16 protein-coding genes are annotated in these 15,821 nt (G+C 37.8%); 12 read left to right on the top strand and 4 right to left on the bottom strand.

Annotated elements, in window-relative coordinates:
* The first annotated feature begins 2 nt into the window (after nucleotides 1-2).
* The 6 genes from KTI79_RS05225 to KTI79_RS05200 all read left to right on the top strand — a co-directional run bounded on the left by KTI79_RS05225 (nucleotide 3) and on the right by KTI79_RS05200 (nucleotide 6,164).
* The gene (locus tag KTI79_RS05225; protein WP_032053564.1) at nucleotides 3-1,541 is read left to right on the top strand and encodes a 3-hydroxyacyl-CoA dehydrogenase; all 1,539 of its coding nucleotides are present in this window, start codon (nucleotides 3-5) and stop codon (nucleotides 1,539-1,541) included.
* Between the two features lie 12 nt (nucleotides 1,542-1,553).
* Complete coding sequence (pcaF, locus tag KTI79_RS05220) at nucleotides 1,554-2,762, top strand: 3-oxoadipyl-CoA thiolase (RefSeq protein ID WP_000390396.1); 1,209 nt, start codon at nucleotides 1,554-1,556, stop codon at nucleotides 2,760-2,762.
* A gap of 40 nt (nucleotides 2,763-2,802) precedes the next feature.
* On the top strand, nucleotides 2,803-4,092 hold the full coding sequence (paaK, locus tag KTI79_RS05215; protein WP_000377855.1) for a phenylacetate--CoA ligase PaaK: 1,290 nt from the start codon (nucleotides 2,803-2,805) through the stop codon (nucleotides 4,090-4,092).
* A gap of 53 nt (nucleotides 4,093-4,145) precedes the next feature.
* The gene (gene paaX, locus KTI79_RS05210) at nucleotides 4,146-5,111 is read left to right on the top strand and encodes a phenylacetic acid degradation operon negative regulatory protein PaaX (RefSeq protein WP_000062822.1); all 966 of its coding nucleotides are present in this window, start codon (nucleotides 4,146-4,148) and stop codon (nucleotides 5,109-5,111) included.
* Nucleotides 5,098-5,703: a carbonic anhydrase gene (locus KTI79_RS05205; RefSeq protein ID WP_032053566.1), complete on the top strand. Its 606-nt coding sequence runs from the start codon at nucleotides 5,098-5,100 to the stop codon at nucleotides 5,701-5,703. Before paaX ends, KTI79_RS05205 begins: the two co-directional genes overlap by 14 nt.
* A 77-nt stretch (nucleotides 5,704-5,780) precedes the next feature.
* Nucleotides 5,781-6,164 carry a PaaI family thioesterase gene (locus tag KTI79_RS05200; RefSeq protein ID WP_032053567.1) on the top strand — a complete coding sequence of 128 codons (384 nt, stop codon included), beginning with the start codon at nucleotides 5,781-5,783 and terminating at the stop codon, nucleotides 6,162-6,164.
* Between the two features lie 274 nt (nucleotides 6,165-6,438).
* On the opposite strand, the gene KTI79_RS05195 is transcribed toward KTI79_RS05200, so the two are convergent.
* From KTI79_RS05195 to KTI79_RS05185, 3 genes are all read right to left on the bottom strand, one after another.
* Nucleotides 6,439-7,395: a hypothetical protein gene (locus KTI79_RS05195; protein ID WP_032053568.1), complete on the bottom strand. Its 957-nt coding sequence runs from the start codon at nucleotides 7,393-7,395 to the stop codon at nucleotides 6,439-6,441.
* A 92-nt stretch (nucleotides 7,396-7,487) separates the two neighbouring features.
* Nucleotides 7,488-8,477, bottom strand: coding sequence for a HEPN domain-containing protein (locus KTI79_RS05190; protein ID WP_086375743.1), 990 nt, complete (start codon nucleotides 8,475-8,477; stop codon nucleotides 7,488-7,490).
* The gene (locus KTI79_RS05185; protein WP_032053570.1) at nucleotides 8,470-9,024 is read right to left on the bottom strand and encodes a hypothetical protein; all 555 of its coding nucleotides are present in this window, start codon (nucleotides 9,022-9,024) and stop codon (nucleotides 8,470-8,472) included. The genes KTI79_RS05190 and KTI79_RS05185 overlap by 8 nt, the downstream gene beginning before the upstream one ends.
* An 868-nt stretch (nucleotides 9,025-9,892) precedes the next feature.
* Between KTI79_RS05185 and KTI79_RS05180 the strand changes: the two genes are divergently transcribed.
* Nucleotides 9,893-10,447: a TetR/AcrR family transcriptional regulator gene (locus tag KTI79_RS05180; protein ID WP_032053571.1), complete on the top strand. Its 555-nt coding sequence runs from the start codon at nucleotides 9,893-9,895 to the stop codon at nucleotides 10,445-10,447.
* A gap of 42 nt (nucleotides 10,448-10,489) precedes the next feature.
* On the opposite strand, the gene KTI79_RS05175 is transcribed toward KTI79_RS05180, so the two are convergent.
* Nucleotides 10,490-10,957 carry an Lrp/AsnC family transcriptional regulator gene (locus tag KTI79_RS05175; protein ID WP_032053572.1) on the bottom strand — a complete coding sequence of 156 codons (468 nt, stop codon included), beginning with the start codon at nucleotides 10,955-10,957 and terminating at the stop codon, nucleotides 10,490-10,492.
* A gap of 118 nt (nucleotides 10,958-11,075) precedes the next feature.
* On the opposite strand from KTI79_RS05175, the gene KTI79_RS05170 reads away from it, so the two are divergent.
* The 5 genes from KTI79_RS05170 to KTI79_RS05150 all read left to right on the top strand — a co-directional run bounded on the left by KTI79_RS05170 (nucleotide 11,076) and on the right by KTI79_RS05150 (nucleotide 15,764).
* Nucleotides 11,076-11,936 (top strand): EamA family transporter, encoded by an 861-nt coding sequence (locus KTI79_RS05170; protein ID WP_032053573.1) that lies wholly within the window; start codon nucleotides 11,076-11,078, stop codon nucleotides 11,934-11,936.
* Nucleotides 11,937-12,136: 200 nt separating this feature from the next.
* The gene (locus tag KTI79_RS05165; RefSeq protein ID WP_032053574.1) at nucleotides 12,137-12,763 is read left to right on the top strand and encodes a hypothetical protein; all 627 of its coding nucleotides are present in this window, start codon (nucleotides 12,137-12,139) and stop codon (nucleotides 12,761-12,763) included.
* Nucleotides 12,764-12,882: 119 nt separating this feature from the next.
* Entirely contained in the window at nucleotides 12,883-13,947 is a 1,065-nt protein-coding gene (locus KTI79_RS05160) for a catalase family peroxidase (protein ID WP_032053575.1), read from the top strand.
* Nucleotides 13,948-13,959: 12 nt separating this feature from the next.
* On the top strand, nucleotides 13,960-14,550 hold the full coding sequence (locus KTI79_RS05155; protein WP_032053576.1) for a cytochrome b: 591 nt from the start codon (nucleotides 13,960-13,962) through the stop codon (nucleotides 14,548-14,550).
* Between the two features lie 278 nt (nucleotides 14,551-14,828).
* Entirely contained in the window at nucleotides 14,829-15,764 is a 936-nt protein-coding gene (locus KTI79_RS05150) for a LysR family transcriptional regulator (protein WP_086375742.1), read from the top strand.
* Nucleotides 15,765-15,821 lie beyond the last annotated feature (57 nt).

The following is a 15,821-nucleotide window of genomic DNA, read 5'->3' as shown; positions in this document are numbered from 1 at the left end:
GCATGACAGATTTAGACTTATCTCGTGCCCGAATTGCCGTTATTGGTTCTGGCACCATGGGCATCGGCATTGCCCAATTAGCCATTGTTAATGGGCACTCGACCGTTTTATATGATCTAGACACTCAAAAAGCGCAACAAGCCGTTCACGGCTTAGGGCAGACGTTTAAAAAGCTGGTTGAAAAGAGCAAGCTTACCCAACAGCAAGCGGATGAAGCCTTAGCGCGTTTAACGGTGGTCAATCAAGTTGAAGCGCTGCGTGATGTCGACTTGGTGATTGAAGCAGTGGTTGAGAAAAAAGAAGTTAAACAGTCTTTATTTAAGCAACTTGCTGAGATTTGTAGTGCGCAAACCATTTTTGCAAGTAATACATCTTCAATTTCAGTGACTGCAATTTCGGCGGGTATTGCTCACCCTGAGCGCGTAGTGGGTTTACACTTCTTTAACCCTGCGCCAGTGATGAAACTGGTTGAAATTGTACAAGGCTTAAAAACTCCAAACAGCTTATGTTTGGCTTTAAAAAACTTGATGTTGAATTGGAAAAAAATTCCAGTACTCACCAAGTCGACTCCCGGTTTTATTGTTAACCGAATTGCACGGCCGTTTTATGCAGAAGGCTTTAGAGCACTGCAAGAACAGGTCACTAGCTATGACCAACTAGACTATGCCTTAAAGCAATGCGGCGGTTTTGCGATGGGACCGTGTGAACTCACCGACCTCATTGGTCAAGATGTTAACTTTTCAGTAACCCAAAGCGTTTACCAAGAGTTTTTTTACGAGCCACGTTACCGCCCAAGCCTCATTCAAAAAGAATTGGTCGATGCAGGTGCTTGGGGCCGTAAGTCAAAACAGGGTTTCTATAGTTATAACGAAAAAAATCAGTACGAGACATTTCAGCCTCAAGCTGTGGTTGCCAAGCCAATCGATGCCCATATTCAGCTAAAAGGGACTTGGTCTCAGCTACCTGCTTTTTTAACGCGTTTAGGTTTAAAAGGCGGATCTGCGAGTGATGACAATATCCTTCAAATTGATGATATCGACTTACGTTTAAGCCAAGGTGAGTCTGCCAATATTCATTACTTAAGCCGTAAAGTGGTTTTAATGGATTGGCATCATGATTTTGAGCAGGCGGAGGCTTTAGTACTCAGTCATAACGAGCTTTGTGAAGCAAGTGATCTGGCTAAAGTTGAGGCTTACTTTGCACAGTTTGGTATCAGCGTGATGTGGATTAAAGACCATCCGGCACTGTTAACCTTACGCACCATCGCTTTACTCATTAATGAAGCCTGTGAAGCAAGTTTACATGGTGTTGCGAGTCTGGAAGATATTGATAATGCCATGAAATATGGAGTGAATTATCCTAAAGGCCCTTACCAGTGGTTGACACAAATGGGCGGCGCTTATGTCCTCCAAACCTTAAATAACTTATATGCACTGTATGGAGAGGAAAAATATCGCGCGAGTATCTACCTCAAGCAATATGTAGCGAAAACTCAAAACATTGCTACTCAATATTCACGTGATATGACCGAATTTGCATAATCAGGAGTCAACATGGAAGACGTTTTAATTTGCGATTTTATTCGTACCCCAATTGGACGATATGCAGGTGCCCTAAGTGCTGTACGTGCAGATGATTTAGCTGCATTGCCCATCAAATATTTAAAAGATAAACACCCGAACCTACCGTGGAATACGGTAGACGAAGTGTTTTTAGGATGTGCCAACCAAGCAGGTGAAGACAACCGTAACGTTGCACGTATGGCAACACTGTTAGCAGGCTTACCTGATACAGTGCCAGCCATGACCGTCAATCGCTTATGTGCTTCGGGTTTAGATGCAGTAGGCCTTGCAGCACGCTCAATTAAAGCTGGTGAAGCACAATTTGTGTTGGCAGGTGGTGTTGAGTCAATGAGCCGTGCGCCATTTGTACAGGCTAAACCGACCGAAGCGTTTAGCCGTACACCTGAAATTTATGATACCACCATTGGCTGGCGCTTTGTAAATAAGCAGCTTAAAGCGCAATACGGCACCGACAGCATGCCTGAAACTGCCGAAAATGTAGCTGAAAAATATCAGATTAGTCGTGAAGACCAAGATGCGTTTGCATTGCGTAGTCAACAAAAAACGGCTGCGGCACAACAAAACGGTTTCTTTAACGATGAGATTTTGCCTGTCGAGATTGTAGACCGTAAGAAAAACGTAGTTGTGGTGAACCGTGATGAACATCCGCGTGAAACAACACTTGAAGCACTCGCTAAACTAAAAGCACCATTTAAAAAAGAAGGCGGTTCGGTGACTGCCGGAAATGCCTCTGGTGTAAATGACGGTGCCGCGTGTGTGTTAATTACCAACCGTGAATTTGCAGATACACATGGTTTAAAACCTTTAGCACGTGTAATTGGCATTGCAAGTGCAGGGGTTGAACCCAAATATATGGGTATAGGTCCTGTTCCGGCTGTACAGAAAATTTTAAAGCAAACAGGTTTAACGCTAGATCAGATGGATGTGATTGAGCTGAATGAAGCATTCGCAGCCCAATCTTTGGCTTGTATGCGTGAACTTGGTTTAAAAGATGACGATGAACGCGTTAACCCAAATGGTGGTGCGATTGCGTTAGGACATCCGTTAGGCATGAGCGGTACACGTTTGGTGATTACGGCAACACGTGAGCTAAAAAAACGAGGTGGACGCTATGCACTTTGCACGATGTGTGTAGGTGTTGGACAAGGCGTCGCACTGATTTTGGAAAACTTAAATTAATTCAGACGGTTTTTAAAATTACATAATGAGGAGAGAGGCGATGGACAGCCTTACAATGGATAATGTTGAGCAATTAACACTTGCAGAGCTTAGAGAGCTGCAAACGAAACGGTTAAAACAAACCCTGACTTTTGTATATGAAAATAGTCCGGTCTATAAGAAAAAGTTCGATGATGCAGGTGTGCATCCTGATGACTTCGTGACTTTAGACGATCTGGCAAAGTTTCCATTTACCACCAAACAGGATTTAAGAGACAACTATCCGTTTGGTATGTTTGCCGTACCGCAAGAGCAAATTGTGCGTTTACATGCATCATCGGGTACAACGGGTAAACCGACGGTGGTGGGTTATACCCAAAAAGATATTAACACTTGGTCGGACATTGTTGCGCGTTGCTTACGCATGGCGGGTTTAACCGCGAAAGATATGGTTCAGGTGGCTTATGGCTATGGACTATTTACAGGTGGACTAGGTGCACATTATGGTGCCGAGCGCTTAGGTGCAACGGTTATTCCAATGTCTGGCGGGCAAACTGAAAAGCAAGTTCAGCTTATTCAAGACTTTAAGCCTACTGCAATTATGGTTACGCCATCGTATTGCGTGAGCATTATTGAAAAGCTTGAGCAACAATTCGGTACTGCACGTAATACGTCTTTAAAAGTCGGTATTTTTGGTGCCGAGCCGTGGACCAACGAACTGCGCCGTGAAATTGAAGAACGCTTAAATATTAAAGCACTCGATATTTATGGTTTGTCTGAGGTGATGGGGCCGGGTGTTGCGATGCAGTGTTTAGGTGAGGGCGAAGGACTAACCATTTGGGAAGATCATTTCTACCCAGAAATTATTAACCCTGAAACAGGTGAAGTCTGTAAAGATGGCGAACTTGGCGAGCTAGTCTTTACAACCATTACCAAAGAAGGCTTACCGATTATTCGTTACCGTACTCGTGATTTGACCCGCTTACTACCGGGTGAAAATCTGGCAATGCGTAAGATGGATAAAATTGTGGGCCGTAGCGACGACATGCTGATTATTCGCGGTGTGAACGTTTTCCCGACCCAAATTGAAGAGCAAATTTTGCAAGTTCCGCATTTAGTTCCAAATTATGAAATTTTGGTGACTAAAAAAGGCCATATGGATACTTTGCATATTCGTACAGAGATGTGTCATAACTGTACTATACAGGCCAATCAACTTGCTCAGGAGTTGATGAAACGCATTAAAACCATGATTGGGATTAGCGTTACTGTAGAAGTTGTGACAGAAGCGACCTTACCTCGTTCGGAAGGTAAGGCAAAGCGGGTAATCGATATGCGTCAGATTGCTTAACATCAAGATCATTCAGGGTATAGAATCTATACCCTGAAACTAAACGCCAAGACATGAGTATGAGTGCAAAAATACAGCAAATAATTGATTCTGTTGTAAAGAATGAAACCTTAAGTGGAACTTCGCTTATTTCGACAATTTTTGGAGATTCAGTACTTCATCGGGGTGGAAACATTAGTCTTGCAAGCCTGATTCAGTTATTAGAGCTGTTTGGTTTTAATGACCGTGCTGTAAGAACCTCTGTTTTTCGTTTAGTTAAAAATGATTGGTTATGTTCAGACAAAATTGGCAGAACCAGCTTTTATCGAATTACCGATTCAAGCCGTTCGACTTATTTGCAAGCCGAGCAACGTATTTATAACGACCAGATGAAAGAGTGGGACCATTATTGGGATCTTATTCTGATGTCTAGTCTCGATACTGAAAATAAAGCGTTGTTAAAAAAAGAACTCGAATGGTTAGGATTTGCCAATATTTCGACAAATTTAATGGCTTATCCGGGTTGTAACCGTATTGAACTGCAACGCTTGTTGGTCGATTTAAATATGAGTGAGCAAGTGGTGGTGTTTAAAGCCGAAACCTTGCAGCTTTTTAATAATTCGGTCGATACCATTGGTCGTATGCTCAGAACCAACTGGCCCATCGATGAATTACGCCAAAGATACCTACAGTTTCTCGATATTTTTAGAGAAATTGGCGTGTTGCTGATGCAGGAAAACGAACAACTCGAACCTGTTCAGGCCTTTCAAATTCGAACTTTGCTGATTCATTATTATCGACGGATTTTATTGAAAGACCCTGCATTGCCGCTTGAGTTATTGCCAACTGACTGGCCCGCGATTAGTGCACGAACTTTATCAATGAATATTTATAAAAAAGTATTTGAACCTGCCGATGAATACTTCTTGTCTGTTGCCGCAACAGCAGAAGGACCAATGCCAAATGCTACAGCACATTATTGGCGCCGTTTCGGAGGTTTGGTGGCGACAAATGAGAGGTTAAATCATGCCTTGTTATAGTATTGACGGTGTTATTCCGGTGGTCAGCCCAGAGGCTTTTGTACACCCAACCGCTGTTTTAATTGGTGATGTGATTATTGAAGAGGGCGTATATGTAGGACCATTTGCTTCATTGCGTGCCGATTTTGGTCGTATTCATATTAAGCAAAATGCCAATATACAAGATAGCTGCACCATACATGGTTTTCCGCAAAGCGTGACTTTAGTTGAGGAAATGGGACACATTGGGCATGGCACAACTTTACATGGTTGCCGAATTGGAAAAAATGTTTTGGTCGGCATGAACAGCGTAATTTTGGACTATGCCGAAATTGGTGAAAACACCATTATCGGTGCAAATAGTCTGGTCAAAACCAAAGATATTATTCCGGCAAATGTATTGGCAATGGGTAGCCCTGCCAAGGTTGCACGTGATTTATCAGAACAAGAAAAAAAGTGGAAAACTAGAGGCACACAAGAATACATGGAGCTTGCACAGCGCTGCTTAAACTCAATGCAAGAAGTTCAGCCTTTAAGCTCAGAGTTGGATGACCGCCTGACCTATAAGGACTTTAGTTCTTCAAACTATCAGATTAAACAAGATAGTGTTTAACGGCTTTTAATCAGTCGATTTCAATATAGATAGATTCATAACATTTAAGGAATACTCGCACGAGTAGGGAGACGTTTGTGCAAAATATGGAAACTACTGCGGTTGATCAATTCGCAGAGCTATTGGGTGTTCAAGTGCTGCATCGCAGTTTTGATGAAGCGCGTTGTCAGCTTAATGTAAAAGACGAGCACATGAATGCCTTGGGCGGTGTGCATGGCGGAGTCATATTTTCTTTAGCCGATATTGCTTTTGCGATGGCTTGTAATGCAGGGGATGCGCCATATACTGGCCTACGGGCTGATATTCGCTATATGAGTGGTGCGAAAGATAAGGTGTTATTTGCAACGGCAACCAAGGTCGGCAGTAGTAAAAAATTCGCGCATTATGAAGTTGTGATAACAGACGGTTTAAATAATAGAGTCGCTTTGTTTACTTCTACGTGTTATAGACTCGCGCCGTGATAGGTTAAAGCTTACACGACTATGCCTGTTATGATGGCTTATGTCCAAATGTTGGATGAATAGTTTTGAAGGGGGTAAATAAATGTATAGAAAAACAAATATTTATAAACCCCATATTAATAATAACTTATCCGTTTAAATAAAGAGCCATAGATTTTTTATTGAGAATTTTTTTAGAAAAGGAATAAATATTTCTTCCGCATTTTCCGAAGTCTATAGCTGGATTTAACTTTTTAAGATCTTCATATATTAGAATGCTAAGTTTAAAATTAGTTTATTCAGCTTGCATTTTTTCCCAACGATATGTGCAATAAGAACAAGTACCTTCAAAATATGAGACTTCTGAGGCTGGAATAGCTGAGTCACATATGCTACAAATTAAATCCATTTTATATCCGCAACAAATACAGATTGCTTCATCATAGAAAAAATATCCATCACATTCTGGACACTCACAACTTGTATCTTCCGCACCGTTAGTAAGATCTCTATAAGAGATAGCATATTTTTTTTCAAATGATTTAGTGACTATATCTTTATAATTAAAATCATGATTGCATGATCTGCATATATAATCTGTATTATCTGCCTCTACATTACTGTCATTTGAAGTAATTAATCCAGAGTTACATTCACTACATGTAGTTGTCATAAGTGTTTCACAAATGGTATTAGTGAAATAGCTCAATGATTTTAACTTTTCGATACAAATAGCTTTATCAGCTTCATATACTTCATCTATTGACCTCATGACTTCATAAGTATTTGAATCTAATAAATCTCTTGGATCTGCTGCTAAATAGTCTTTAATAAAATTTACAATGACAATAAATGAGTCAGAGATCATCTTTTGAACTGATCCTGAGGAAGCTGTAGCATAATAATGTTCTATATTATTTCTATAATTTTGAATTTCATTTAATTTTTTCCAATCAACATTAATTTTAAGGCTTTTAAAACGTTCCTGTATTCCTTGGACATCAACTGTTTTCTTACCTTCGCCCACCCAAATAATTGAATTTATTTCTAACTTTGGGATAATTTTTTGTTTAATTAAAACCTCATCAGTTCCATCAGGACTCAATTCACTTAGCTTGTGCTTAAAAAGTAGTAAGATTCCAGCAAATATATTTCTAGTACAAGAAATATATCTTCTTGGATCAGTTTCTCCTATTTGATAGTCTTCAATTCCCAGTGAAATTGAATCTATAGCATTCTTTAAAATTGACATTACAAAGCCTTAATTAAAATAAAATTTTATAGAATTAATATAATACAGCTTACTAATATTTAAAAATTTATCTCGTAAATTAATTATTTAATTTATATTGTTTTGTCGAACAACACTCGCTCTAATGAATAAATGATAGTTCCATGTACATCAGATATTCTAACAGTCTCTTCAAAAATAAAAGGTAGATATTCTTTAAATTCAGTAACTGTAGAAATACCATTGAGGAGGGCATGTTGTATGGCCTGTTGGCTCCTAGATATACCATAAATCATTATTTGCTCATAGAGAGCCAAAGTGTCTTTAGGACAATCAACAATTCTAAATCCATCATGTACAGAGTGATTTCGAAATTCACGAATATTGTTGACTTCTGTGGTTAACTTGTTGAGCCAGAAAAAGTATTTCGGATGTGATTCAATTTTTTTCATAAACTCTTGACTAATGTGGTGAGCTTTCCTTTTTCCAGGAAAGCCTAAACAAAAACACACTATAGAACCAATATAGTCATCCTCATTTTCTTTAAGCAAAGCTTCTAATGCGAACCAACTAAAGAGTATTTTTAATTGTTTATTATTTTCATGGTGACTATGTCTAGCCCAATATAATGATTTTAAAAAACGTTCACTTAATTCCGTTTTTTGAGAAAGAATAAAGTTCATGGGATCAATTCTTTGAATATTTCCATGACTAACCACAAATGAAAGAGACGGGCTAAATTCCCATTTTTTTATAGGAATAGTTTCTCCAGATTCTAAATTTTTTATAAATCCTATTTGTGATAGCTCAACATTAGAAGTTGGAAATTTTATCATTATTAAATCTAATACACTAGAAAAACGATCAGTAGCTTGTTGTTCAGCTTCTCTAGTAGTATCACTATGAACAATAGTAGAAATTCTTGCTGTATAGCTATATTTAGCAAAATCTAGCTTATTGTCTTCAGCAGATTCCTTTAAAATAATTAGTTCTGCCGCAGAGTCTGTTGAAGCTGATCTAAGCTCAACTTCTCCATAAATTAAGGTATTTGGTAAAGTGAAGCTATTTGTATCTAGTATTTTTACAACAAGATAATCAGACATTTTTATATTCCACTAAACAATTTCTTAACTTTTCTAGAACAATATTTCTCATTAATTGCTCCATTTGAGGACCAAGGCGCATTCTATTCTTAATGATATATTTATGAAGGATTAATGCGACTCTATAATCACGTATATTCCAAACAATCTCCAAAATGGTTTGGATGTATTCTTGTTCTAAATTTTTTTTCGATAACAAATAGTTAGTGCTTTTTATAATTTCAGGGATATTATTGACGGAATAGTAATACTGCAATCTATACCATTCTAGCTCAGAATCACTTTTTCTATTTAAAAATAATAAATTGTCATATTTAATTACTGCTTTGTTATCAAAAAGAGCTATTGCTAACTTATAACCCAAACGGATAGAAATTATGTTTCCACTATGCGTTTTTTCTAATTGATCTAAATAAAACCTTGCTTCTATAAAACGTCCCGTAGTTACCAAAAAAGTAATTAATTTTGTTAAGTTTTTTGCATACTTATTACTACTACGGTTAGTAACTGAATATTTGTAAAAAAGATCTTCTAAACATGGTTCCAAAATAATTCCTTAAAACAATTTCTGATAAATTTATTTGTTAGGGAAAGTAATATTTTTATAGTTTAATCAAATAATTATGTCAATAATGAAAAGATAAAAAACTAGATACCTTATTCACTTTATGAATAATACAGTCCGTCCATCTCAAACAATGAGAATACTAAGAGCTTTAATAAAAAATAGTATTAGTTCAGAATATACAGTTAACTTTAGGAAAATAGGGTTTGAATTTCACAAAAAGTTGAAAGTATATTATTTAGATCAAATCGTTCATTTTCCTCTGCATTTACACCCCCACTTAACAATAACTCTATCATTATTTAGCCTTACTTTTCTAATGATTTAATTTAAAACAAATAGCATTTTGTGTGCTTGACTGCAATGGGACAGGGCACTATCCTTTGCCTGCTGGCCTACATCGCCAGTCGGTTTTGACGGACCGTATCATAGAAGCATTAAAGGTTTTTACTTTTAGTGCCTAGCCCCTCGTGCCCCCTCTACGGTGGAACGGGAGGGGGACACCTTCGGGTGTGCTGGCTCTATGACCAGTCCGTCAACCCTCTTTCGTTCTGCCACCATAATTTTAATGTCTGGCAGAACTCCCAATAAAAAGGAGTTGGCTTTGCACATCCATTATATCTTGGCTTTCAATGCCAAAAGCTATAACGACACAGCTTAAAAATTAAAGCAGCTTGAACGCCCCAAGGTTTTCAGGCTTAAAGTCATTTTTACTTAAAACTTAGCAACAACAAAACTTGAGATGTGCCAAGCACAGTCTTTACGGCTTTGCTGTGCCTTTTTTTCTCCCAGAAAGGGCACAGGCTTTTTATCTCATTTACAAACAACAAGAATTTATAACGGTAAAACTATGCCAAAGTTAGTGCTTTCTTCGCGTGCCATACAAGTCATCAATAAGTCGATTGATTTATTTTACCATCGTGGCTTTCATACGGTTGGGGTAGATCGGATCGTAAAAGAATGCAAAATTACCAAAGCGACTTTTTATAACTTTTTTCACTCAAAAGAGCGGTTTATTGAAATCTGTTTGATCGTACAAAAAGAGCGATTAAAAGAAAAAGTGGTCTCAATTGTTGAGTACGCCCAAGGCACAAGCGCGACCGATAAACTCAAACAGCTTTATTTCTTACACACCGAGGTAGAGGGGATGTACTACCTCTTATTTAAAGCCATGTTTGAAACGAAACTCACCTATTCAAAAGCCTATATCACCGCAGTGAGATATCGCACATGGCTGCTGAATGAAATCTATAGCCAGCTTATAAAACTAAAAAACGATGCAACTTTTCAAGATGCTAAACTATTTTTATATATGATAGAAGGCGCAATTATTCAGCTTTTAAGTTCAGATGGGGCAAACCACAGAGAAAGCTATTGGAATATGATTTCTAATGTCTTTCTTTAGGTATTTAAGCTCATGTTTGGGAAGAAGCCAAAAAAGAAAAGTTTAAATATTTAACTCAAAGTTTACTTTTACACGATCTAAAACAATTAAGGTTCGATATATTTTTACATCTTCATTATCAGCAAAATGTTTTCTAACTAAACTTTCAAAATGAGATAAGTTATTGCTCAGCATGATAATGATAAAAGAGACTCCGCCATTCACAAAATAGCACTGTTGAATTTCATCAACAGATGCAAAGTATTGCTTCGCTCTGTCCATAACGACAGAGCGATCTTCACTAAGGCGGACTTCAATAATAGAAGTAATTTTTTCACCAAATTTAAGCGGATTTAAAATAGCGCAATTTCTTAAAATAATTTCCTTTTCTTCCATACGAGATATACGTCTTTGAACGGAAGCAGCAGATAGGCCAATTTTTTCAGAAATTTCTCGATGAGACGTCTTATTGTCTTTTTGCAGTATTCTTAAGATTGCATAATCAAAATTATCTAAAGAAATATCTGACATGAGTAAATCTCTCATTAAGTTTTAAATATAGAGTTATTTAATCGTTTTATTGAGAGAAATAGAAGAAATATATTGATGACATAGAATTAAAATTTCAATCATTCCCAGAGCGGTAAATATGATGATTGAGACAAACTCCAAGCAAGGCATGGCATTTGCAGCCGCATTTCTATCTTTAGTTTCTGTGCAAATAGGTGCATCAATAGGAAAAGCCCTTTTTCCAATTCTGAGTGCTGAAGGAGTGACCTTAACTCGACTTGCTTTAGCGGCGTGTTTCTTATGGATTGTTTATAAACCTTGGAGAGATTGGAACAGACAGACCAATTGGAAAAATCTAATTATTTATGGGGCCATCCTCACTTTAATGAATACTTTAATTTATAAAGCATTTTCTTATATGTCTGTGGGGATCGCTATTTCCATTGAAGTGTTAGGGCCGCTTACGGTTGCTATTTTAATGTCTAAAAATAAATTAGATTATTTTTGGGGAGCATTATCTCTTATTGGTTTGCTTCTTTTACCGATGGGTAATTCAAATCATAACTTTAGTTTTATTGGTATGACGTATGCTCTAGTGGCGGCAGTAGGTTGGGGGCTATATATTATTTACGGCTCTAAAGTTGCAAAAGGTGGTGGAAGTTCTGTTGCGAGCGGAATGTTCTTGGCGGCTTTGTTTGCAACACCATTAGGGGCATCTCACATTATCCATATTTTTGATAGTTATAAGATTCTTTTGACATGTTTGCTCATGGCGATGCTAGCGAGTGCGATTCCCTTCATTTTAGATATGGTTGCGATGAAAAAACTGCATCCACGCGTTTTTGGAATTTTATTGAGTGCATCACCTGCGGTGAGTGCTTTGGCTGGATGGTTGATTTTAGATGAACGATTAAATAGTTTTCAGATCATTGGAATAACAATTATTATGGCATCGTGTGCGGGATGTTCTTATTTTTCTTATAAACGCAATACTGCATAAGCCTATTCTTCTATGATGGCTTATATCTAAAGCTGAATGAATCAATTTGAAGGGGGAGAGAAATAATAAATAAAGCCCCCTTAGAAAGGCTGCTTGTGTACAAAAGAATATAAAAACAGCAAGTAACACTTACTCAAGTATCATTTTAATCTGTTTGATATTTATACAATATAATTACAAGATCACAAGGATATGAACCGATGAAATTTCTAAAATTTCTAACTTTTAGCACGATTCTTACCTTATCCGCCCATAGCTATGCAACAGTGGGTGGTGGACAAAAAATTGAAGTATTGGGCTATCAGCAAAAAGAGAAGAAACTTTATGTATTAAGACATTATGAAGATGGTCGAGGACGCCTACCACAACTCTATTATTATCTATTAAATAGTAAATCGCCTGATAAACTGATTGAAGTTAAATCTCTCTATATCAATCCAAAAACACATAAGATTGATTATGATCAAGATAGTACAGCGTTTAATAAGGCGCTTAAAAAAATTAAAAGGAATTTAACCCCCTTAGTCGTAAGTAATAGTAAGACTGTAAAAATTCAAACATTAAAAACTCATCAGAATCAAGTGTCGTCTTGGTTTGATCCTTCAGGAAAGATCACGCAATATAAAACAGAATATGTTGTAAAATCGCCGTCTTTAAAAAGTAAGACTCATGTTGCGGTTCATTACAGCAAAGCAATAAAAATTTCCCAAAATTATAGTGTGCCTAAACACAATAAGAGGTTGGTTGTCGTTAGATATTTGGGGGTTCCAGAAGAAACTGGTTACGATATTGAAGACCCTGTTTTACTACTACCTATAAAAAAATAAGTTTAAGAGCAAATTATTTTCTTGGTTCAAAAGGACGACAGGATAAGAAGTCCTGCGTATTTTATCGGAACAAAATTTTTCTTTATAGATGCAGCTATATAATTTACACAGGATGAAGAATGAATAATTTGAATTTTAAAATGCTAAAGAAGTATTGGCTGCGATTCGTGGGTATTGCTGTAATTGCGGGTTCTTTAGTATTGGCATTTGCTTGGGTCGCCGGTCTATTTGGGCATCGCACAACATCCAAAACATTTTTGGGCGAATCATTAAGTAAATTTGATCCTGGATATCGACGTGCACACGGTAAGGGTATTTGTTTTGATGGCACCTACCACAGTAATGGTGCGGCGGCGACACTATCTAAAGCCACGGTATTTGCCAAGTCTGATATACCAGCAATTGGCCGATTTTCTATTGGAAGTGGTAACCCGCATGCGGCAGATAATTCGACAGCAACAGTGAGTATGGCTTTATTACTTTCCGCAGCTGATCATTCGCAGTGGCGCATGAAATTAAACAACTTTCCCTATTTCCCTACGCGAAATGCTGAAGGTTTTTTGGCGCAGCAAAAAGCATTTAAACCGGTTCCAGCTACTGGCAAACCTGATCCAGCCCTTGTTGAGGCTTTTTTAAAAGAATATCCCGAAGCACGTAAGTCTATTGAGCAAAAGGCCAAGATGCCATTAACCGGTAGTTTCAGCGGTGCAGAATTTTATGTCGTGAATGCCTTTATATTGCGGGCAGCCAATGGACAAGAACAGCCAGTCCGTTGGTCTATGCGTCCTCATTCAAAATTTATTAGTCTGACCAAAGAACAACGTGATCAAGCTGATCATGATTTCTTATTTAAAGACATCAAAAAACGTTTGGCTGAAGGACCGCTCTATTGGGACTTAGTTTTGCAACTTGCCGAGCCGGGAGACCCAGTGAATGACCCGTCTCAGCCTTGGCCAAAAGAACGTAAAGAAGTTATAGCTGGAACATTAGAAGTTAAAAATGTGACTGAACAGGTAAATGGCGTTTGCCGTGACATTAACTTTGACCCAACATTGGTGCCACCTGGAATTGAGTTATCAGATGATCCGGTACTCGCCGCACGAGCAAGCATCTATTCACAGTCTTACAATGCTCGCTTACGTGAAATTGGATTTGGCAAAGCAACGGATGCCGTGGGCAAATAGGAGAGATCAGTCATGCAAAATAAATCTAACGATAATGCTCCACGTCATTTTAATTTGACTGCTCGAATACTGCATTGGTTTATGGCGGCAGCAATTCTAGCTATGCTATTTATTGGGGTAGGAATGACCACCTCAATCACTTGGCGTCCGTGGTTAATCGATATTCACCGTCCTTTAGGAATCGCCATCTTATTATTGGTTATCATAAGATTAATAAATCGACTCTGTTACCCAATTCCACCTTTGCCGCCGACTGTACCGCGCTGGCAAGCGTTTCTTGCCCATGCATCACATTGGCTACTTTATATTTTGATGTTTAGTTTGCCATTGCTCGGATGGGCAACGCTATCGGCAGGTAATTGGCCTGTCACTTTATTTCTGGGTTGGGACCTTCCGCCTATAGCACCCACCAGCTCTACGCTTTACGCTTGGTTTCGTACTCTACATGGAATTTTGGCTTGGCTATTATTTGCTGTCGTTATTGGTCATCTGTCTGCTGCGTTATTACATGCATGGATTTATCGCGATGGCGTATTTTCGAGTATGGCTTTGGGGTCTTCTGCTGAGTCAAATAAACATAATGAAAAAGAGGGTGTTGATTGAGAGGGAGTTATGCAGCTCTTAAGCTCAGATCAGACGGATAAGAGGGGGTAAGGCAGCGGAAATGGTGGCTTATTTTGATGCAGTTAAAACAAATAAATTTGGAATGAATGATGTTCTATTTAAGTTACATTAGATTTGGTTTTAAATTTTTAAATGATTGATAATATTTAAATTTAATATATTTTATCTATCTAATAATGGGAAAATATAAATTTCCTATAATTCTAAATATTTGTCATAGTCTTGTGAGCTTCAAGTTATAAGATGGGTCATGTGTAATGCATATTGAAAATATTATTCGTAAACTGGATTTGGTCACCTTAACGATTTTCCAGTCCGTTTGTGATGAAAAATCTCTGAGCAAGGCCGCTGATAAAAATATGATTGCACTGTCTGCCGCAAGTAAGCGTTTGACTGATTTGGAACATTTGATTGGAACAAAACTGTTTATTCGTGACGGTAAGGGCATGCAAATTACACCTGCTGGTGAAAGCCTCCTTTATCATTGCAGAACCATTTTAGACTCGGTTTATAAAGCTTCGGTTGAGTTAGAAGAATACAAAATAGGCATTAAAGGTTTTGTACGATTACAGGCAAATTTATCAACGATCATTCAGTTTTTACCTGAAAGCCTACATCCTTTTATTATTGAAAATCCTCAAATTAAGATTGAGCTTGAAGAACGCCCTAGTATAGAAATTATTCAAAATGTAAGTAATAAAATTGCCGACTTAGGCATCTGCGTTGCTGAGAATTTATCAGAAGATCTGGATTATTATCATTATCGTAGCGATCGGCTGGTCGCGGTCATACAAAACCAGCAATATTTAAGTGAACAGAAAATCATTTCCTTTGAAGATGCATTAGATTACGACTTTATTGGCTTGCATACTCAAAGTGCGATTAACCGGATTTTGCAGCAAAAGTCTGAAGCTTTAGGAAAGCAGCTCAAACTCAGAATATTAGTAACAAGTTTTGATGCTGTTTGCCGTATGGTACAGGCGGGTATGGGGATTGGAATTTTGCCTCATAAAGTTTTTGAAATCTTTGGTAAACCTTTAGGGCTGGCAAGTGTAGAGTTAACCGATGATTGGGCAAAAAGAGACTTATATCTTGTATCTAAGCGTGATGAGTTTTTAAATCCAGTAACTTTGCTTTTAAAACAATATTTTATGCATCCACATAAAGAAATTGCATCTGAACAAATCTCATAGGTTTCGCAAACCACGAAGACTTGTTGATCTTTTAAGAATTGTATTACTGCTCATTGC

It is taken from the genome of Acinetobacter sp. WU_MDCI_Abxd143 (assembly GCF_025514195.1).
GTDB lineage: Bacteria > Pseudomonadota > Gammaproteobacteria > Pseudomonadales > Moraxellaceae > Acinetobacter > Acinetobacter pittii_H.
This window is presented reverse-complemented; position numbering and strand designations above follow the sequence as displayed.